The following is an 18,727-nucleotide window of genomic DNA, read 5'->3' as shown; positions in this document are numbered from 1 at the left end:
CCCTCTGAGCGCCCGGGGGGGCGTGGGCTAGGGCCCAGTTTCCTCCGGTAGAGGAAGCGCCGCAAGGGTGTAAACTGCACTCCATGCTCCGGCTGGACACCCGCTTCCTCCCGGGCTTCCCCGAGGCCCTAAGCCGGCACGCCCCCCTTCTGGAAGAGGCCCGCAGGCGTCTCCTCGCCAAGCGGGGGGAACCGGGGAGCATGCTCGGCTGGATGGACCTTCCCGAGGACACGGAGACCCTGAGGGAGGTCCGCCGCTACCGGGAGGCGAACCCCTGGGTGGAGGACTTCGTCCTCATCGGCATCGGGGGAAGCGCCCTGGGGCCTAAGGCCCTCGAGGCCGCCTTCAACGAGAGCGGGGTGCGCTTCCACTACCTGGACCACGTGGAGCCCGAGCCCACCCTCAGGCTCCTCCAGACCCTGGACCCCAGGAGGACCCTGGTGAACGCCGTCTCCAAGTCGGGGTCCACGGCGGAGACCCTGGCGGGCCTCGCCGTCTTCCTGAAGTGGCTTAAGGCGCACCTGGGGGAGGCCTGGCGGCGGCACCTCGTGGTGACCACCGATCCCAAGGAGGGCCCTTTGCGCGCCTTCGCCGAGCGGGAAGGCCTCAAGGCCTTCGCCATTCCCAAGGAGGTTGGGGGGCGCTTTTCCGTCCTCTCCCCCGTGGGGCTTCTCCCCCTGGCCTTCGCCGGCACCGACCTGGACGGCCTCCTCATGGGGGCCCGCAAGGCCAACGAGACCGCCTTGGCCCCCCTGGAAGCAAGCCTCCCCCTGAAGACCGCCCTCCTCCTCCACCTCCACCGCCACCTCCCGGTCCACGTCTTCATGGTCTACTCGGAGAGGCTACGCCACCTCCCCAGCTGGTTCGTTCAGCTCCACGACGAGTCCTTGGGGAAGGCGGACCGCCAAGGCCAAAGGGTGGGCACCACCGCGGTCCCCGCCCTTGGGCCCCAGGACCAGCACGCCCAGGTCCAGCTCTTCCGGGAAGGCCCTCTGGACAAGCTCCTCGCCCTGGTCATCCCCGAGACCCCCCTGGAGGACCTGGAGATCCCAGAGGTGGAGGGCCTCGAGGCCGCCTCCTTCCTCTTCGGCAAGAGCTTCTTCCAGCTCCTGAAGGCCGAGGCCGAGGCCACCTACCAGGCCCTGGCCGAGGGGGGGCAGAGGGTCTACGCCCTTTACCTCTCCCAGGTTTCCCCCTACGCCGTGGGCTGGCTCATGCAGCACCTCATGTGGCAGACCGCCTTCCTGGGGGAGCTTTGGGGGGTGAACGCCTTTGACCAGCCCGGGGTGGAGCTTGGCAAACGGCTCACCCTCGCCCTTCTCCGGCAGGAGGGGTAGGGGAAGGCGCGGTGGAAGCGTGGAAATAAGTTTGTGATATCCTTTACTTTAGGAGGCCCGTATGGACCGCCTGAGCTATATTGGCATCCAACCCAAGAAACAGGTTTTTTGGAACACGGTTTCCCCCGTTCTGGTGGAGCACACCCTGGCCCGGGGGGAAGGCCTTTTGGCCCACAAGGGGCCCTTGGTGGTGGACACCACCCCCTACACCGGGAGAAGCCCCAAGGACAAGTTCGTGGTGCGGGAGCCCGAGGTGGAAGGGGAGATCTGGTGGGGCGAGGTGAACCAGCCCTTCTCCCCTGAGGCCTTCCAGGCCCTCTACGAAAGGGTGGCCGCCTACCTCTCCGAGCGGGACCTCTACGTCCAGGACCTCTACGCCGGGGCCGATCGGCGCCACCGCCTGGGGGTGCGGGTGGTGACGGAAAGCCCCTGGCACGCCCTCTTCGCCCGCAACATGTTCCTCCTGCCCCGTCACTTCCCCGAGGACGACGAGGTGGAGGCCTTCCGCCCGGGCTTCACCGTGGTCCACGCCCCCTACTTCCAGGCGGACCCCGAGCGGGACGGCACCCGGAGCGAGGTCTTCGTGGGGATCAGCTTTCAGAGGAGGCTCATTCTCATCGTGGGCACCAAATACGCCGGGGAGATCAAGAAAAGCGTCTTCACCGTGATGAACTACCTCATGCCCAAGCGGGGGGTCTTCCCCATGCACGCCTCGGCCAACGTGGGGAAGGAGGGGGACGTGGCGGTCTTCTTCGGGCTCTCCGGCACGGGCAAGACCACCCTCTCCACCGATCCGGAGCGCCCCTTGATCGGCGACGACGAGCACGGCTGGAGCGAAGAGGGGGTTTTCAACTTTGAGGGCGGATGCTACGCCAAGGTGATCCGCCTCTCCCCGGAGCACGAACCCCTGATCTACAAGGCCTCCAACCAGTTTGAGGCCATCCTGGAGAACGTGGTGGTGAACCCGGAAACCCGCCGGGTGGAGTGGGACGACGACTCCAAGACGGAAAACACCCGCTCCTCCTACCCCATCGCCCACCTGGAGAACGTGGTGGAGTCGGGGAGGGCGGGGCATCCTAAAGCCATCTTCTTCCTCTCCGCCGACGCCTACGGGGTGCTTCCCCCCATCGCCCGGCTTTCCCCGGAAGAGGCCATGTACTACTTCCTCTCGGGCTACACCGCCCGGGTGGCGGGGACGGAGCGGGGAGTCACGGAGCCCAAGGCCACATTCTCCGCCTGCTTCGGGGCGCCCTTCCTCCCCATGCACCCCGGGGTCTACGCCAGGATGCTGGGGGAGAAGATCAAGGAGCACGCCCCCCGGGTCTACCTGGTGAACACCGGCTGGACCGGGGGGCCTTACGGGGTGGGGCGGCGCTTCCCCTTGCCCGTGACCCGGGCCCTCCTGAAGGCGGCCCTCAGCGGGGCGCTGGAGGGGGTGGCCTACCGGAAAGACCCCGTCTTCGGCTTTGAGGTGCCCCTCGAGGCCCCTGGGGTTCCCCGGGAGCTTCTGGACCCCCGGGAGACCTGGGCGGACAAGGAGGCCTACGACCGGCAGGCCCGGAAGCTCGCCCAACTTTTCCAGGAAAATTTCCAGAAATACGCCGACGGGGTGCCGGAGGCCGTGCGCCGGGCGGGGCCCAGGGTAGGGTAGCGGGCGTCGCTGGCCGGGCGGGGTTTTGCCGGCCGGGCCCTTGTCAATAGGGGCCAGGGGTATTAGGCTCCTAGCTGATGGAGTGGGAAGGGACAAATGTACTTGGCCTTCCTTCGGGCCCCTCTGGCAGAATGGTAGGCGTTACCGTATGGGGGACGGGTTTCCTATGAGCCAGACCTCGCTTCGCCGCTACGCCTGGGGGGTGCTTCTCTGGAACGTCCTGGTGGCCCTGTGGGGCGCCTACGTGCGGGCCACGGGCTCGGGGGCCGGGTGCGGCTCCCACTGGCCCACCTGCAACGGGGAGATCCTCCCGAGGAGCCCGCAGGTGGAGACCCTCATAGAGTTCACCCACCGGGCCACCTCGGGGCTGGCCTTCCTCTCCGTCCTGGCCCTTTTCCTCCTGGCCCTTCGCGCCTTCCCCAAGGGGCACCCCGCCCGCTTCGGCGCCGGGCTCGCCCTCCTCTTCATGCTCACCGAGAGCCTGGTGGGGGCTTCGTTGGTCCTCTTCGGCTGGACAGCGGACAACGTAAGCCCTGAGAGGGCCGTGGTCCAGATGGTCCACCTGGCCAACACCTACTTCCTCCTCGCCGCCTTGGCCCTCACCGCCTGGTGGGCCTCCGGGGGAGGCCCCTTGCGCCTTCGGGGGCAGGGGGCCGTGGGGCTTGCCCTCCTCCTCGGGCTTCTCGCCCTCCTCTTCCTGGGGATGAGCGGGGCGGTCACCGCCTTGGGGGACCTCCTTTTCCCGGTGCGGAACACCCTCGAGGCCCTGGAGCGCTCCTTGACCCCGGGGGAGCACTTCCTGGTGCGCCTCCGCGTCCTCCACCCCCTGATCGCCGTGAGCGTGGGGCTTTACGTGGTCTTCGCCGCCTTCTTGGTGGCCCACCTGCGCCCCTCTCCCCTTAGCCGGCGGCTGGCCCAGGGCTTGGCCTACCTCTACGGGGCTCAGCTTCTGGCGGGGCTTTGGAACGTGGCCCTGAAGGCCCCGGTCTGGATGCAAATCCTCCACCTCTTCCTGGCCTACGCCGTCTGGCTCCTCTTCGTCCTCCTCGCCGCCTCCGCCTTGGAGCGAGGGGCCAGGCGGGTGGAGCTTGGGGAGGGCGGGGCGGAGGTCCACCGGGGCACGGGCGGGGCCACCTGGCGGGACTACCTGGCCCTCACCAAGCCCCGGGTCATCAGCCTCCTCCTCTTCACCTCGCTTTTCGCCATGTTCATCGCCGCCCGGGGCTGGCCGGGCCTGAAGCTTTTCCTGGTGGTGGCCCTGGGAGGGTACATGATGGCCGGGGCGGCCAACGCCATCAACATGGTGGTGGACCGGGACATAGACGCCCGCATGAAGCGCACCGCCAAGCGCCCCACCGTGACCCAGCGGGTCTCCAGCCGGGACGCCCTCCTCTTCGCCTTTACCCTTGCCGTCTTGGCCTTCCTCCTCCTCTGGTGGGGGGCGAACCTCCTCGCCGCCACCCTGGCCCTCATGGGCCTCATCTGGTACGTGCTGGTCTACACCCTTTACCTCAAGCGGCGCACTTGGCAGAACATCGTCATCGGCGGGGCCGCGGGGGCCTTCCCGCCCCTCGTGGGCTGGGCCGCCGTGACCGGGGACCTCCACCTCTTCGCCTGGTACCTCTTCGCCCTCATCTTCTTCTGGACCCCGGTGCACTTCTGGGCCTTGGCCCTCATGATCCAGGAGGACTACCGGGCCGTGGGGGTGCCCATGCTCCCCGTGGTCCTGGGGGAGCGGGTCACGGTGGTGCAGATCGCCCTCTACGCCCTCCTCACGGCCCTCATCTCCCTCATGCCCTTCGCCATGGGGGAGCTTGGCCTTTTGTACCTGGTGGCGAGCCTCTTCCTTAACGGCTTGCTTATCCTTAAGAGCCTTGCCCTCTACCGCCAGCCCGAGCGGAGGACGGCGGTTTCGCTGTATAAATACTCCATGCTCTACCTGGCCCTCCTCTTCGTGGCCATGGCGGTGGATCGGGTGGTGTAGGGAGGGAGTGGATGAAAAGAGTTCTTATGGCGCTCAGTCTTTGGGGTCTGGCCCTGGCCCAGGAGGTCCACCGGGTGGCCATCACCCACCCCGGGGGCTCCTACAACCAGGAGGTGGCCTTCCTCTTTCCGTGGGTGTACTTCTTCTCCTTCCTGGTCTTCCTGGTGGTGGCCGGGGCCCTAGCCTACGTGGTCCTGAAGTTTCGGGCGAAGCCGGGCCAGGAGGGGGAACCCCCCCAGATCCACGGGAACGACCGCCTGGAGGTCATCTGGACCCTCATCCCCTTGGCCATCGTCTTTATCCTCTTCGGGCTCACGGCCAAGGCCCTCATCCAGGTGAACCGGCCCATCCCTGGGGCCATGAAGGTGGAGGTCACCGGCTACCAGTTCTGGTGGGACTTCCACTACCCCGAGCTCGGCCTGCGCAACTCCAACGAGCTCATCCTCCCCGCTGGGGTGCCCGTGGAGCTGGAGATCACCTCCAAGGACGTGATCCACTCCTTCTGGGTGCCGGGGCTTTCCGGGAAGCGGGACGCCATTCCAGGACAAAAGACCCTTCTGCGCTTTACCCCGAAGGAGCCTGGCAACTACTACGGCTTCTGCGCCGAGCTCTGCGGGGCGAGCCACTCCCGCATGCTCTTCCGGGTCCTGGTGGTGCCCAAGGAGGAGTTTGACCGCTTCGTGGAGGCGGCCAAGGCCTACACCCCTCCGGTGGCCGACGCCCAGGGGCAGCAGGTCTTCCAGCAAAACTGCGCGGCCTGCCACGCCGTGCAGGGCAAGATGCCCCCGGCGGTGATCGGACCGGAGCTGGGCTTTGCCGGAAACCGCACGAGCTTGGCCGCAGGGATTGTGGAGAACACCCCGGAAAACCTCAAGGCTTGGATCAAGGACCCCACCGCCTTGAAGCCGGGGGCGAAGATGCCGGGCTTTCCGCAGCTTTCCGAGGGCGATCTGGACGCCCTGGTGCGCTACCTCGAGGGCCTGAAGGTGGAGGGCGTGGACTTCAAGGCCCTCCCCAAGTTCTAGGAGGTTAGGAGATGGCCATCGCCACCAAGCCCAAGACGGGATTCTGGGCGGTCCTTTGGGACCTCCTCACCACGGTAGACCACAAGAAGATCGGCCTCTTGTACACGGCCACCGCCTTCTTCGCCTTCGCCTTGGCGGGGGTCTTCTCCCTCCTCATCCGCACCCAGCTGGCCGTGCCCAACAACCAGTTCCTCACCGGGGAGCAGTACAACCAGATCCTCACCCTGCACGGGGCCACCATGCTCTTCTTCTTCATCATCCAGGCCGGGCTCACCGGCTTCGGCAACTTCGTGGTGCCCCTGATGCTGGGGGCGCGGGACGTGGCCCTTCCCCGGGTGAACGCCTTCAGCTACTGGGCCTTCCTGGGGGCCATCGTCCTCGCCCTCATGAGCTACTTCTTCCCCGGTGGGGCCCCGTCGGTGGGCTGGACCTTCTACTACCCCTTCTCCGCCCAGTCGGGGAGCGGGGTGAACTTCTACATGGCGGCCATCCTCCTTCTGGGCTTTTCCAGCCTCCTCGGCAACGCCAACTTCATCGCCACCATCTATAACCTAAGGGCCCAGGGGATGAGCCTCTGGAAGATGCCCATCTACGTCTGGAGCGTCTTCGCCGCCAGCGTCCTCAACCTCTTCTCCCTGGCGGGGCTCACCGCGGCCACCCTCCTCATCCTCCTGGACCGGAAGATTGGCCTCACCTGGTTCAACCCGGACATCGGCGGGGACCCGGTCCTCTTCCAGCAGTTCTTCTGGTTCTACTCCCACCCCACGGTCTACGTGATGCTCCTCCCTTACCTCGGCATCCTCGCCGAGGTGGCCTCCACCTTCGCCCGGAAGCCCCTCTTCGGGTACAAGCAGATGGTCTGGGCCCAGATGGGCATCGTGGTCCTGGGGACCATGGTCTGGGCCCACCACATGTTCACCGTGGGCGAGTCCACCATCTTCCAGATCGCCTTCGCCTTCTTCACCGCCCTCATCGCCGTGCCCACGGGGGTGAAGCTCTTTAACATCATCGGCACCCTCTGGGGCGGGCACCTGCAGATGAAGACCCCCCTCTACTGGGTGCTGGGCTTCATCTTCAACTTCCTCCTCGGGGGGATCACCGGGGTCATGCTCTCCATGACCCCCCTGGACTACCAGTTCCACGACTCCTACTTCGTGGTGGCCCACTTCCACAACGTCCTCATGGCGGGCTCCGGCTTCGGGGCCTTCGCCGGGCTTTACTACTGGTGGCCCAAGATGACGGGCCGGATGTACGACGAGAGGCTGGGCCGCCTCCACTTCTGGCTCTTCCTGGTGGGCTACCTCCTCACCTTCCTGCCCCAGTACGTCCTGGGCTACCTGGGGATGCCCCGGCGCTACTACACCTACAACGCCGACATCGCCGGCTGGCCCGAGCTCAACCTCCTCTCCACCATCGGGGCCTTCATCCTGGGCCTGGGCGGGCTGGTCTGGATCTACGCCATGTGGAAGAGCCTCCGCTCCGGCCCCAAGGCCCCCGATAACCCCTGGGGCGGCTACACCCTGGAGTGGCTCACTGCCTCGCCCCCCAAGGCCCACAACTTTGACGTGAAGCTTCCCGCCGAGTTCCCCTCCGAAAGGCCCCTCTACGACTGGGCGAAGAAGGGGGTGGAGCTCAAGCCCGAGGACCCGAGCCACATCCACCTGCCCAACAGCTCCTTCTGGCCCTTCTACTCCGCGGCCACCCTCTTCGCCTTCTTCGTGAGCGTGGCTGCCTTGCCCGTGCCCAACCTCTGGATGTGGGTCTTCCTCGCCCTCTTCGCCTACGGCCTGGTGCGCTGGGCCCTGGAGGACGAGTACAGCCACCCGGTGGAGCACCACACGGTCTCGGGCAAGTCCAACGCCTGGATGGGGATGGCCTGGTTCATCGTCTCCGAGGTGGGCCTCTTCGCCATCCTCATCGCGGGCTACCTCTACCTGCGCCTCTCCGGGGCGGCCACGCCCCCTGAGGAAAGGCCCGCCCTGTGGCTGGCCCTCCTCAACACCTTCTTCCTGGTGAGTTCCTCCTTCACCGTGCACTTCGCCCACCACGACCTCAGGCGGGGCCGGTTCAACCCCTTCCGCTTCGGGCTTCTCGTCACCATCCTCCTCGGGGTCCTCTTCTTCCTCTTCCAGGCCTGGGAGTTCTACCAGTTCCACCACCACTCCAGCTGGCAGGAGAACCTCTGGACGGCGGCCTTCTTCACCATCGTGGGCCTCCACGGCCTGCACGTGGTGATCGGGGGCTTCGGCCTCGTCCTGGCCTACCTCCAGGCTCTCCGGGGCAAGATCACCTTGCACAACCACGGCACCCTCGAGGCCGCCAGCATGTACTGGCACCTGGTGGACGCCGTCTGGCTCTTCATCGTCACCATCTTCTACATCTGGTAGCCCCTCTGGCCTAAGGCCCCCGCCCGAAGGCGGGGGCTTTGCTATGAAAGAGGAGATGCGGCTTTTGGTGGTGGACTTTGACTACTTCTTCCCCGTGCCCCAGGGCCCCAAGGACCCCTTGGCCCCCCTCTTCGCCTGGGCCCACTTTGAGACCCCCTACTACCTCCTCGAGGCCTGGGAGGAGCGGGCCCTGGCCTTCCTCCTCCGGGGGCTCCCCCTGCCCGAGGCCCGGGGGTGGGAGGGGTTTTGGGGGCGCTTCGCCTTCGCGGAGGAAGCGGTGCTCTACTACGCCGAAAGCAACGCCCTCGCCTTCCACCCCGAGGTGCGCCGGGGCGTGGAGGAGGTGGTCCTCTTTGACGCCCACCACGACGCGGGCTACCGCCCCTTGGGGGGGGAGCCCGCCTGCGACGACTGGATGGTCTTCTACCACCGCCTGGGGGCGAGGCTTCGGGTCTACTACCCCCCCTGGCGGGACCCTTCCTTGGAGCCCGAGCCAAGGGTGCCCGTGGCCCGGGAGGTGGACCCCGGGGGGAGGGTGGAAGGGGTGTTCCACCGCGTCTTCCTCTGCCGGAGCGGGGCCTGGGTCCCTCCCTGGGCCGACCCCGGCTTCTTCGCCTTTTTGCAGGGGGCGCCCCTGCCCAAGGTGGCCCTCGAGGCCCTCGCCCCTCGGGCCTTTGACCTGGAGGCCTTAAGGGGGCGGGCCAGGGAGGAGGCCTTGGGGCTTTCCATCATGGAGCGCTTGCGCAGGCCCTCTTAGCCCCCTATAATCGGGAAGGCTTTGGGCCGTTAGCTCAGCTGGCAGAGCAACCGACTTTTAATCGGTAGGTCGCAGGTTCGAATCCTGCACGGCCCACCAAGGCTGCCCCCTCCCGTCGGGAGGGGGCGGGCGCTTAAGTGCCCCGCTCCGGCTTGGGTCCCAAAAGGGCCCGCCCATGGGCCAAAACCAGGGGTCGCTTATGGCAAGATCCATGCGCGGGCGCTTAGGATGGGGGCGTGGCGGAGCTTGCGCGGGTGGTGGTGGGGCTTTCCGGGGCGAGCGGCATGCCCTACGCCCTGGACCTCCTGGAGGCCCTTAAGGAGGTGGCGGAGGTGCACCTCGTCCTCTCCCAGGGGGCCAAGCGGGTGCTCTGGGAGGAGATGGGCCTAAGCCCCAAGGACCTCCACGCCCTGGCCCACCGGGTCTACAAGGACCAGGACCTGGGCGCCCCCATCGCCTCGGGCTCCTTCCCCACCCGGGGGATGGTGGTGGTGCCCTGTTCGGCCACCACCTTGGCCAAGGTGGCCACGGGCCTCGCGGACACCCTCCTCACCCGGGCGGCCTACGTGCACCTCAAGGAGAGGCGTCCCCTCATCCTGGTGCCGCGGGAGACCCCTTTGCCCCTCCCCACCCTAAGGGCCATGGTCCAGGCGGCGGAGGCCGGGGCCACCATCCTCCCGGCGAGCCCCGGCTTCTACCACCGCCCCAAGGAGATCAGGGACCTCCTCGGCTTCGTCACCCAGCGCATCCTGGACCACCTGGGGCTTCCCGGGAAGCGCGCCCCCCGGTGGGGGGAAACGTGACGCTTTTTCGCCGACCTGCGGTGTTACGATGGGGAGGATGACCCTCACCCAGGAGCAGAAGCTGGTTCTGGACGCGGTGCGCCGGGTGGCCCGGGAGGTCCTCTACCCCCTCGCCCCCGAGTACGACCGGAAGGCCGAGTACCCCTGGCCCCAGCTCAAGGCCCTGGCCGAGCTCGGCCTCCTCGGCATGACCACCCCGGAGGCGTGGGGCGGGGTGGGCCTGGACTCCGTGACCTGGGCCTTGGTCCTGGAGGAGCTCGCCGCCGCCGACCCCAGCGTGGCCGTCATCGTCTCCGTGACGGGTGGCCTTCCCCAGTACATGCTCCTCCGCTTCGGGAGCGAGGCGCAGAAGCGGCGCTACCTCGTGCCCCTGGCCCGGGGGGAGTGGATCGGGGCCTTCTGCCTCACCGAGCCCCATGCGGGCTCCGACGCCAAGAGCCTCCGCGCCGAGGCGCGGCGGGTCAAGGGCGGGTTCGTGCTGAACGGGGTCAAGAGCTGGATCACCTCCGCGGGGCAGGCCCAGCTCTACGTGGTCATGGCCCGCACGGAGAAGGGGATCAGCGCCTTTTTGGTGGAGAAGGACACCCCGGGGCTTTCCTTCGGCCGCCCCGAGGAGAAGATGGGCCTCCACGCGGCCCACACCGCCGAGGTGCGCCTCGAGGAGGTCTTCGTCCCCGAGGAGAACCTCCTGGGAGAAGAGGGGCGGGGTCTGGCCTACGCCCTCGCGGGCCTGGACTCGGGGCGCGTGGGGGTGGCGGCCCAGGCGGTGGGCATCGCCCGGGGGGCCTTTGAGATCGCCAAGGCCTACGCCGAGGAGAGGGAGCAGTTTGGGAAGAAGCTAAAGGAGCACCAGGCCATCGCCTTCAAGATCGCCGACATGCACGTGAAGATCGCCGCCGCAAGGGCCCTCGTCCTCGAGGCGGCGAGGAAGAAGGACCTGGGGGAAAGGTTCACCCTCGAGGCCAGCGCCGCCAAGCTCTTCGCCAGCCAAGTGGCGGTGGAGGTGACCCGGGAGGCGGTCCAGGTCCTGGGGGGGTACGGCTACCACCGGGACTACCGGGTGGAGCGGTACTACCGGGACGCCAAGGTGACGGAGATCTACGAGGGCACCTCGGAGATCCAGCGCCTCGTCATCGCCCGGGAGCTCTACCGCTAGGAAGACCCCTTCCCTTTCTCATCCCCCCGGCTTAGGGTGGGTAGGGTATGCTCCGCCGCCTCCTCGCCCTCTCCCGTCCCCTCTACTGGCTCTACGAAAGGCGCCTCCTGAGGGAGGTCAAGGGGGGCCCCATGCCCAAGCACCTGGGCCTCATCCTGGACGGGAACCGCCGCTACGCCCGCGCTTTGGGCCTTTCCCCCACCAAGGGGCACGAGTTCGGGGTGCAGAAGGCCTACGAGGTGCTGGAGTGGTGCCTGGAGATGGGCATCAAGACCGTCACCGTCTGGGTCTTCTCCACCGACAACTTCAAGCGCTCCCCCGAGGAGGTGGAGACCCTCATGCGCCTCTTCGTCCAGGAGGCCGAGCGCATGGCCGAGGACCACCGGATTCTGGAAAACCAGGTGCAGGTGCGGGTCATCGGGCGGCGGGAAGGGTTTTCCGAGGAGGTGCTGAGGGCCTTGGAGCGCCTGGAGGAAAGCACCCGGCACCACCGGGGCATGGTCCTCAACATCGCCATGGGCTACGGGGGGCGGGAGGAGATCGTGGACGCGGTGAGGCGGCTCCTTCTGGAGGCCGAGGCCAAGGGGCTTTCCCCCAAGGAGGTGGCCGAGGCCCTCGCCCCCGAGGACATCGCCCGCCACCTCTACACCGCCGGGCTTCCCGACCCCGACTTCATCGTCCGCACCTCGGGGGAGGTTCGGCTTTCCGGCTTTTTGCTCTGGCAGTCCGCCTACTCCGAGTTTTACTTCGCCGATGTCCTTTGGCCCGAGTTCAGGAAGATTGACTTCCTCAGGGCCTTAAGGAGCTACCAGGCGAGGGAGCGCCGCTTTGGGCGTTGACAAGATGCGCCCTTTCGTATACCCTTACGGACAAGATGCTGGCCCGTGCCAAAAAACTCGGCCGCCGGGGGGTAGGATAGCCCTCTAAGGGTTCCTTATCCCCCGGCCCGAGTTCGGGCCGGTTTTCTTTTGGGGAGGGGCGTATGCGGGAATGGAAGATCATAGACTCCACGCTTCGCGAGGGCGAGCAGTTTGAGCGGGCCAACTTCTCCACCCAGGACAAGATAGAGATCGCCAAGGCCCTGGACGCGTTCGGCATTGAGTACATTGAGGTCACCACCCCCATGGCCTCCCCCCAGTCCCGCAAGGACGCCGAGGTCCTGGCCTCCTTGGGCCTTAGGGCCAAGGTGGTGACCCACATCCAGACCCGCCTGGACGCGGCCAAGGTGGCGGTGGAGACGGGGGTGCAGGGGATTGACCTCCTCTTCGGCACCAGCAAGTACCTCCGGGCCGCCCACGGGCGGGACATCCCCAGGATCATTGAGGAGGCCAAGGAGGTGATCCAGTACATCCGGGAAACCGCCCCCCACGTGGAGGTGCGCTTCTCCGCGGAGGACACCTTCCGCTCGGAGGAGCACGACCTCTTGGAGATCTACGGGGCCATCGCCCCCTACGTGGACCGGGTGGGTCTGGCGGACACCGTGGGCATCGCCACGCCCCGGCAGGTCTACGCCCTGGTGCGGGAGGTGCGGCGGGTGGTGGGGCCCAGGGTGGACATTGAGTTCCACGGCCACAACGACACCGGGTGCGCCATCGCCAACGCCTATGAAGCCATTGAGGCCGGGGCCACCCACGTGGACACCACCGTCTTGGGGATCGGGGAGCGGAACGGGATCACGCCTTTGGGGGGGTTCCTCGCCCGCATGTATACCCTCCAGCCCGAGTACGTGCGCAGGAAGTACAAGCTGGAGATGCTCCCCGAGCTGGACCGGATGGTGGCGAGGATGGTGGGGGTGGAGATCCCCTTCAACAACTACATCACCGGGGAGACGGCCTTCAGCCACAAGGCGGGGATGCACCTCAAGGCCATCTACATCAACCCCGAGGCCTACGAGCCCTACCCGCCCGAGGTCTTCGGGGTGAAGCGGAAGCTCATCATCGCCTCGAGGCTCACCGGGCGGCACGCCATCAAGGCGCGGGCGGAGGAACTTGGCCTCCACTACGGGGAGGAGGAGCTCCACCGGGTCACCCAGCACATCAAGGCCCTGGCCGACCGGGGCCAGCTCACCCTGGAGGAGCTGGACCGGATCCTCCGGGAGTGGATCACGGCGTGAGGCTAGAGGTTATGGAACTCCTCCTCGGTGAGGCCGGCATCGCGCAGGATGCGCTTGAAGGTGCCCTTGGGAAGCTCCCCGCTGTGGAAGGGCACCACCACGATGCGGCCGTCGGGGTGCGCGTAAAGCCTATGCCCACCCTTGGCCATGCGCTCCACGAACCCGAGGCGGCGGAGCTTCCTGGCCACCTCTTCCGGCCTAGGCGGCATCCACGCCCACCTCTACCGCTTGCACGTCCTGGGGAAGGGGGCACCCTTCGGTTTTCAAGTAGGCCAGGACGAGTTCCAAGGCTTCTTTGGCCCGCGCCAAGGCTTCCTCGGGGCTTTGGCCGAAGGAGTGGGCTTGGGGCACCGCGGGAAACTCGGCGATCCAGACCCCTGGGGTCTCCGGGTCCGGGTAGAGGAGGGCGGTGTACTTGGGCATACCCTCAGTATAGGAGGTGCGTGTGGGACAGACGCTAGCGGAAAAGATCCTCTCCCACAAGGCGGGAAGGCCCGTGGGGGCGGGGGAGCTCGTGGTGGTGGAGGTGGACCAGGTGATGGTGGTGGACTCCATCGCCGGGAGCTTCTTCAAGCGCCTGGAGTACCTGGAGGCCACCCCCCGCTACCCGGAAAGGGTCTCCATCGTGATAGACCACGTGGCCCCGGCGGCGAACCTGGAGGTGGCCAAGGCCCAGAAGGAGATAAGGGAGTGGGGCAAGCGGCACGGCATCCGGGTCTTTGACGTGGGGAGGGGGGTGTGCCACCAGGTCCTCATAGAGGAGGGCCTGGCCCAGCCGGGCTGGGTGGTGGTGGGCTCGGACAGCCACTCCACCACCTACGGGGCGGTGGGGGCCTTCGGCACGGGGATGGGGGCCACGGACATCGCCTTGGCGGCGGCGAGCGGGCGCACCTGGCTTCGGGTGCCCGAGAGCGTCAAGGTGGTCTTCCGGGGGAGGCTTCCCAAGGGGGTCACGGCCAAGGACGCCGCCCTGGAGATGGTCCGCCTCCTCACCGCCGAAGGGGCCACCTACATGGCGGTGGAGATCCACCTCCTGGACGGGGCGGAGGCCCTCACGCGGGGCGAGCGCATGACCCTCGCCAACCTCACCGTGGAGGCGGGGGCCAAGGCGGGGCTCGTGGTGCCGAGTGGGGAGATCCTGGAGATGTACCGGGTGCCCGACTGGCTCTACCCCGACCCCGAGGCCCGGTACGCCAAGGAGGTGGAGATAGACCTTTCCGCCCTCACCCCCAGGGTCTCCGTGCCCTTCTACGTGGACAACGTCCACGAGGTGGCCGAGGTCAAGGGCAAGCGGGTGGACCAGGTCTTCATCGGCACCTGCACCAACGGGCGCATTGAGGACCTCAGGGCGGCGGCGGAGGTGCTAAGGGGGAGGAAGGTGGCCCCTTGGGTGCGGCTTTTGGTGGTCCCGGCGAGCTCCCAGGTCCTGGAGGAGGCGGCCAGGGACGGCACCCTCCTCACCCTCCTCGAGGCCGGGGCCACCATCGGCACCCCGGGGTGCGGCCCCTGCATGGGGCGGCACATGGGGGTTTTGGCCCCGGGGGAGGTGTGCGTCTCCACCTCCAACCGCAACTTCCGGGGACGCATGGGAGCCCCGGACGCCGAGATCTACCTGGCAAGCCCCCGCGTGGCGGCGGCGAGCGCCGTGGCGGGCTACCTCACCACCCCGGAGGAACTGGAGGAGGTCCATGCCTAGGGTCTGGAAGTTCGGCGACCAGGTGAACACGGACGACATCCTTCCCGGAAAGTACGCCCCCTTCATGGTGGGGGAGGACCGGTTTCACCTCTACGCCTTCGCCCACCTTCGGCCCGAGTTCGCCAAGGAGGTGCGCCCCGGGGACATCCTCGTCTTCGGGCGGAACGCGGGGCTCGGCTCTAGCCGCGAGTACGCCCCCGAGGCCCTAAAGCGCCTCGGCGTCCGGGCCGTCATCGCCAAAAGCTACGCCCGCATCTTCTTCCGCAACCTGGTGAACCTGGGGATCGTCCCCTTTGAGTCGGAGGAGGTGGTGGATGCGCTAAAAGACGGCGACGAGGTGGAGCTGGACCTGGAAAGCGGGGTGCTTGTCCGAGGGGAGGAGCGCTTTGCCCTCCGCCCCCCGCCCCCCTTCCTCCTGGAGGCGCTCAAGGAGGGGTCCCTCCTGGACTACTACAAGAAGCACGGGCGCTTCCCGGGGGAGTAGACTCTAGTCATGGAGGACCTAGAGATCGTCTGTCCGGTGTGCGGCGAGGCCAGCCTGGTGCTGGCGGAGGACCTTGAGGACCTCGAGGTCGGGGACGTGCTGGAGTGCGAGGCCTGCGGGGCCTTCCTGGAGGTGGTCTCCCTGGACCCCCTGGAGGTGGAGGTGACGGAGGAGGGCCTGGAAGGTTTCTTCGTGGACTGCCCCCGTTGCGGCTACACCTTTGAGGTTTCCGAGGAGGACCAGGGCCAGGAGGCGGAGTGCCCCGAGTGCGGCTTCCGCTTCCTCCCCGACTGGAGCGAGGTAGAGGAGGACGAGGAATGGTAGCGACCTGCCCTGAGTGCGGTGCGGAACTGCGGCTGGAGAACCCGGAGCTTGGCGAGCTCGTGGTCTGCGAGGACTGCGGCGCGGAGCTTGAGGTGGTGGGGCTTGACCCCTTGAGGCTCGAGCCCGCCCCCGAGGAGGCGGAGGACTGGGGCGAGTGATCCCGCGCCCACGCCGGCCTAAGTACCCCACCGCGGCTCTCGCCGCGGTGGGGGCCCCAAAAGGACCTTCCCAAGCCTTATTTCGGGCGACCCGTGTTGCGAAATCAACGTGCAGCCACTTAGGCCGGCGTGGGGCCTCTTCGGGAGGCGAGATGCTGGCCATCCTCTACGACCGCATCCGCCCCGACGAGCGGATGCTCTTTGAGCGGGCGGAGGCCCTGGGCCTCCCCTACAAGAAGGTCTACGTCCCCGCCCTGCCCATGGTCCTGGGCGAGAGGCCCGAGGAGCTTGAGGGGGTCACGGTGGCCCTGGAGCGGTGCGTGAGCCAAAGCCGGGGCCTCGCCGCCGCCCGCTACCTCACCGCCCTCGGCATCCCCGTGGTGAACCGCCCCGAGGTCATGGAGGCCTGCGGGGACAAGTGGGCCACGAGCGTGGCCTTGGCCAAGGCGGGCCTTCCCCAGCCCAGGACCGCCTTGGCCACGGACCGGGAGGAGGCCTTGAGGCTCATGGAGGCCTTCGGCTACCCCGTGGTGCTGAAGCCCGTGATCGGAAGCTGGGGGCGCCTTTTGGCCAAGGTCACGGACCGGGCCGCGGCGGAGGCCCTTCTTGAGCACAAGGAGGTCTTAGGGGGGTTTCAGCACCAGCTTTTTTACATCCAGGAGTACGTGGAGAAGCCCGGGCGGGACATCCGGGTCTTCGTGGTGGGGGAGAGGGCCATCGCCGCCATCTACCGCAGAAGCGCCCACTGGATCACCAACACCGCCCGGGGCGGGCAGGCGGAGAACTGCCCCCTCACGGAGGAGATCGCCCGGCTGGCCGTGGGGGCGGCGGAGGCCGTGGGGGGCGGGGTGGTGGCCGTGGACCTCCTGGAATCGCCGCGGGGGCTTCTCGTAAACGAGGTGAACCACACCATGGAGTTCAAGAACTCCGTGCACACCACCGGGGTGGACATCCCGGGGGAGATCCTGCGGTACGCCTGGGAGGTGGCCCGTGGATAAGAAAACCCTTTCCATCGTGGGGGCCTCGGGGTACGCCGGGGGAGAGTTCCTCAGGCTCGCCCTTTCCCACCCCTATCTGGAGGTGAAGCAGGTGACCTCGAGGCGCTTCGCGGGCGAGCCCGTCCACTTCGTCCACCCCAACCTCCGAGGACGCACGAACCTCAAGTTCGTCCCCCCGGAAGGGCTGGAGCCCGCGGACATCCTCGTCCTGGCCCTGCCCCACGGGGTCTTCGCCCGGGAGTTTGACCGCTACAGTGCCCTCGCTCCCATCCTCATAGACCTCTCCGCGGACTTCCGCCTGAAGGACCCCGGGCTCTACCGCAGGTACTACGGGGAGCACCCGAGGCCGGACCTCCTTGGCCGCTTCGTCTACGCCGTGCCCGAGCTCTACCGGGAGGCGCTGAAGGGGGCGGACTGGATCGCCGGGGCCGGGTGCAACGCCACGGCCACCCTCCTCGGCCTCTACCCCCTCCTCAAGGCCGGGGTCCTGAAGCCCACCCCCATCTTCGTCACCCTCCTCATCTCCACCTCGGCCGCCGGGGCCGAGGCGAGCCCGGCGAGCCACCACCCCGAAAGGGCCGGGTCCATCCGGGTCTACAAGCCCACGGGCCACCGCCACACCGCGGAAGTGGTGGAAAATCTCCCGGGCCGCCCCGAGGTCCACCTCACCGCCATCGCCACCGACCGGGTGCGGGGGATCCTCATGACCGCCCAGGCCTTCCTCCAGGACGGCTGGAGCGAACGGGACGTCTGGCAGGCCTACCGGGAGGCCTACGCCGGGGAGCCCTTCATCCGCATCGTCAAGCAGAAGAAGGGGGTCCACCGCTACCCCGACCCCCGGTTCGTCCAGGGCACCAACTACGCCGACATCGGCTTTGAGCTGGAGGAGGACACGGGGAGGCTCGTGGTCATGACGGCCATTGACAACCTGGTGAAGGGCACCGCGGGCCACGCCCTCCAGGCCTTAAACGTCCGCATGGGCTGGCCCGAGACCCTGGGCCTGGACTTCCCGGGGCTTCACCCTTAGGGCAGGGAGGTGGGCTTGTGATCGTGGTCAAGGTGGGAGGCGCCGAGGGGATCAACTACGAGGCCGTGGCCAAGGATGCGGCCTCCTTGTGGAAGGAGGGAGTAAAGCTCCTTCTCGTCCACGGGGGGAGCAGCGAGACCAACAAGGTGGCGGAGGCCTTGGGCCACCCGCCCCGCTTCCTCACCCACCCCGGGGGGCAGGTGAGCCGCCTCACCGACCGGAGGACCCTGGAGATCTTTGAGATGGTTTACTGCGGCCTGGTGAACAAGCGCCTGGTGGAGCTTTTGCAGAAGGAGGGAGCGAACGCCATCGGCCTTTCCGGCCTGGACGGGAGGCTTTTCGTGGGCCGCAGGAAGACCGCGGTCAAGTACGTGGAGGACGGAAAGGTCAAGATCCACCGCGGGGACTACACGGGCACGGTGGAGGAGGTGAACAAGGCCCTTTTGGACCTCCTCCTTGGGGCGGGCTACCTCCCCGTCCTCACCCCGCCCGCCCTAAGCTATGAGAACGAGGCCATCAACACCGACGGGGATAGCATCGCCGCCCTCCTCGCCACCCTCTACGGGGCCGAGGCCCTGGTCTACCTCTCCAACGTCCCGGGCCTCCTCGCCCGCTACCCCGACGAGGCCTCCTTGGTGCGGGAGATCCCCGTGGACCGGGTGGAGGACCCGGAGTACCTGGCCCTCGCCCAAGGCAGGATGAAGCGGAAGGTCATGGGGGCGGTGGAGGCGGTGAAGGGCGGGGTCAAGCGGGTGGTCTTCGCCGACGCCCGGGTGGAAAACCCCATAAGGCGGGCCCTTTCCGGGGAAGGCACCGTGGTACGCTAG

At 67.5% G+C, this 18,727-nt stretch carries 19 protein-coding genes and 1 tRNA gene; 18 read left to right on the top strand and 2 right to left on the bottom strand.

The window, feature by feature from the left end; translation table 11 throughout:
* Positions 1 to 83 precede the first annotated feature (83 nt).
* From pgi to lysS, 11 genes are all read left to right on the top strand, one after another.
* Positions 84 to 1,337, top strand: a complete 1,254-nt coding sequence (gene pgi / locus BLP62_RS01170; protein ID WP_093005047.1) for a glucose-6-phosphate isomerase — start codon at positions 84 to 86, stop codon at positions 1,335 to 1,337.
* A 61-nt stretch (positions 1,338 to 1,398) separates the two neighbouring features.
* Positions 1,399 to 2,988 (top strand): phosphoenolpyruvate carboxykinase (ATP), encoded by a 1,590-nt coding sequence (gene pckA, locus BLP62_RS01165; protein WP_093005045.1) that lies wholly within the window; start codon positions 1,399 to 1,401, stop codon positions 2,986 to 2,988.
* Between the two features lie 166 nt (positions 2,989 to 3,154).
* On the top strand, positions 3,155 to 4,972 hold the full coding sequence (locus tag BLP62_RS01160) for a heme o synthase (protein WP_093005043.1): 1,818 nt from the start codon (positions 3,155 to 3,157) through the stop codon (positions 4,970 to 4,972).
* Between the two features lie 11 nt (positions 4,973 to 4,983).
* On the top strand, positions 4,984 to 5,997 hold the full coding sequence (gene coxB / locus BLP62_RS01155) for a cytochrome c oxidase subunit II (protein ID WP_093005041.1): 1,014 nt from the start codon (positions 4,984 to 4,986) through the stop codon (positions 5,995 to 5,997).
* Between the two features lie 11 nt (positions 5,998 to 6,008).
* Positions 6,009 to 8,384: a cytochrome c oxidase subunit I gene (gene ctaD / locus BLP62_RS01150; protein ID WP_093005039.1), complete on the top strand. Its 2,376-nt coding sequence runs from the start codon at positions 6,009 to 6,011 to the stop codon at positions 8,382 to 8,384.
* A 55-nt stretch (positions 8,385 to 8,439) separates the two neighbouring features.
* A complete protein-coding gene (locus BLP62_RS01145; RefSeq protein ID WP_420918345.1) occupies positions 8,440 to 9,141 on the top strand; it encodes a hypothetical protein in 702 nt (233 codons plus the stop codon).
* 23 nt (positions 9,142 to 9,164) lie between these two features.
* Positions 9,165 to 9,240, top strand: a tRNA-Lys gene (locus BLP62_RS01140).
* A gap of 137 nt (positions 9,241 to 9,377) precedes the next feature.
* The gene (locus tag BLP62_RS01135) at positions 9,378 to 9,944 is read left to right on the top strand and encodes a UbiX family flavin prenyltransferase (protein WP_176758112.1); all 567 of its coding nucleotides are present in this window, start codon (positions 9,378 to 9,380) and stop codon (positions 9,942 to 9,944) included.
* A 37-nt stretch (positions 9,945 to 9,981) separates the two neighbouring features.
* Positions 9,982 to 11,100, top strand: coding sequence for an acyl-CoA dehydrogenase family protein (locus tag BLP62_RS01130; RefSeq protein ID WP_093005035.1), 1,119 nt, complete (start codon positions 9,982 to 9,984; stop codon positions 11,098 to 11,100).
* Between the two features lie 47 nt (positions 11,101 to 11,147).
* The gene (locus tag BLP62_RS01125; RefSeq protein WP_093005033.1) at positions 11,148 to 11,939 is read left to right on the top strand and encodes an isoprenyl transferase; all 792 of its coding nucleotides are present in this window, start codon (positions 11,148 to 11,150) and stop codon (positions 11,937 to 11,939) included.
* Between the two features lie 143 nt (positions 11,940 to 12,082).
* The gene (gene lysS / locus BLP62_RS01120; protein WP_093005031.1) at positions 12,083 to 13,213 is read left to right on the top strand and encodes a homocitrate synthase; all 1,131 of its coding nucleotides are present in this window, start codon (positions 12,083 to 12,085) and stop codon (positions 13,211 to 13,213) included.
* A 2-nt stretch (positions 13,214 to 13,215) separates the two neighbouring features.
* Here the strand turns inward: lysS and BLP62_RS01115 are convergent, their stop codons facing one another.
* Together BLP62_RS01115 and BLP62_RS01110 are read right to left on the bottom strand one after the other, a co-directional pair.
* Positions 13,216 to 13,422 (bottom strand): type II toxin-antitoxin system HicA family toxin, encoded by a 207-nt coding sequence (locus BLP62_RS01115; protein ID WP_008633873.1) that lies wholly within the window; start codon positions 13,420 to 13,422, stop codon positions 13,216 to 13,218.
* Positions 13,412 to 13,636 (bottom strand): type II toxin-antitoxin system HicB family antitoxin, encoded by a 225-nt coding sequence (locus BLP62_RS01110; RefSeq protein ID WP_093005029.1) that lies wholly within the window; start codon positions 13,634 to 13,636, stop codon positions 13,412 to 13,414. Before BLP62_RS01110 ends, BLP62_RS01115 begins: the two co-directional genes overlap by 11 nt.
* A 22-nt stretch (positions 13,637 to 13,658) precedes the next feature.
* Here BLP62_RS01110 and BLP62_RS01105 point away from each other — a divergent pair, with 22 nt between their 5' ends.
* The 7 genes from BLP62_RS01105 (at position 13,659) to BLP62_RS01075 (ending at position 18,727) form a co-directional block, all read left to right on the top strand.
* Positions 13,659 to 14,909: a 3-isopropylmalate dehydratase large subunit gene (locus BLP62_RS01105; protein ID WP_176758111.1), complete on the top strand. Its 1,251-nt coding sequence runs from the start codon at positions 13,659 to 13,661 to the stop codon at positions 14,907 to 14,909.
* Positions 14,902 to 15,393: a LeuD/DmdB family oxidoreductase small subunit gene (locus BLP62_RS01100; RefSeq protein ID WP_093005025.1), complete on the top strand. Its 492-nt coding sequence runs from the start codon at positions 14,902 to 14,904 to the stop codon at positions 15,391 to 15,393. The genes BLP62_RS01105 and BLP62_RS01100 overlap by 8 nt, the downstream gene beginning before the upstream one ends.
* 9 nt (positions 15,394 to 15,402) lie before the next feature.
* Entirely contained in the window at positions 15,403 to 15,717 is a 315-nt protein-coding gene (locus BLP62_RS01095; RefSeq protein ID WP_093005023.1) for a paraquat-inducible protein A, read from the top strand.
* The gene (gene lysW / locus BLP62_RS01090; RefSeq protein WP_014510935.1) at positions 15,711 to 15,875 is read left to right on the top strand and encodes a lysine biosynthesis protein LysW; all 165 of its coding nucleotides are present in this window, start codon (positions 15,711 to 15,713) and stop codon (positions 15,873 to 15,875) included. Before BLP62_RS01095 ends, lysW begins: the two co-directional genes overlap by 7 nt.
* Positions 15,876 to 16,027: 152 nt before the next feature.
* Positions 16,028 to 16,873 (top strand): lysine biosynthesis protein LysX, encoded by an 846-nt coding sequence (gene lysX, locus BLP62_RS01085; protein ID WP_093005022.1) that lies wholly within the window; start codon positions 16,028 to 16,030, stop codon positions 16,871 to 16,873.
* Positions 16,866 to 17,900 carry an N-acetyl-gamma-glutamyl-phosphate reductase gene (argC, locus tag BLP62_RS01080; RefSeq protein WP_093005020.1) on the top strand — a complete coding sequence of 345 codons (1,035 nt, stop codon included), beginning with the start codon at positions 16,866 to 16,868 and terminating at the stop codon, positions 17,898 to 17,900. Before lysX ends, argC begins: the two co-directional genes overlap by 8 nt.
* A 17-nt stretch (positions 17,901 to 17,917) precedes the next feature.
* A complete protein-coding gene (locus BLP62_RS01075; protein ID WP_093005018.1) occupies positions 17,918 to 18,727 on the top strand; it encodes a [LysW]-aminoadipate kinase in 810 nt (269 codons plus the stop codon).

Source organism: Thermus arciformis, from assembly GCF_900102145.1.
Taxonomy (GTDB): domain Bacteria; phylum Deinococcota; class Deinococci; order Deinococcales; family Thermaceae; genus Thermus; species Thermus arciformis.
Note: the sequence above shows the minus strand (reverse complement) of the source record. Positions and strands in the feature narration are given on the sequence as shown.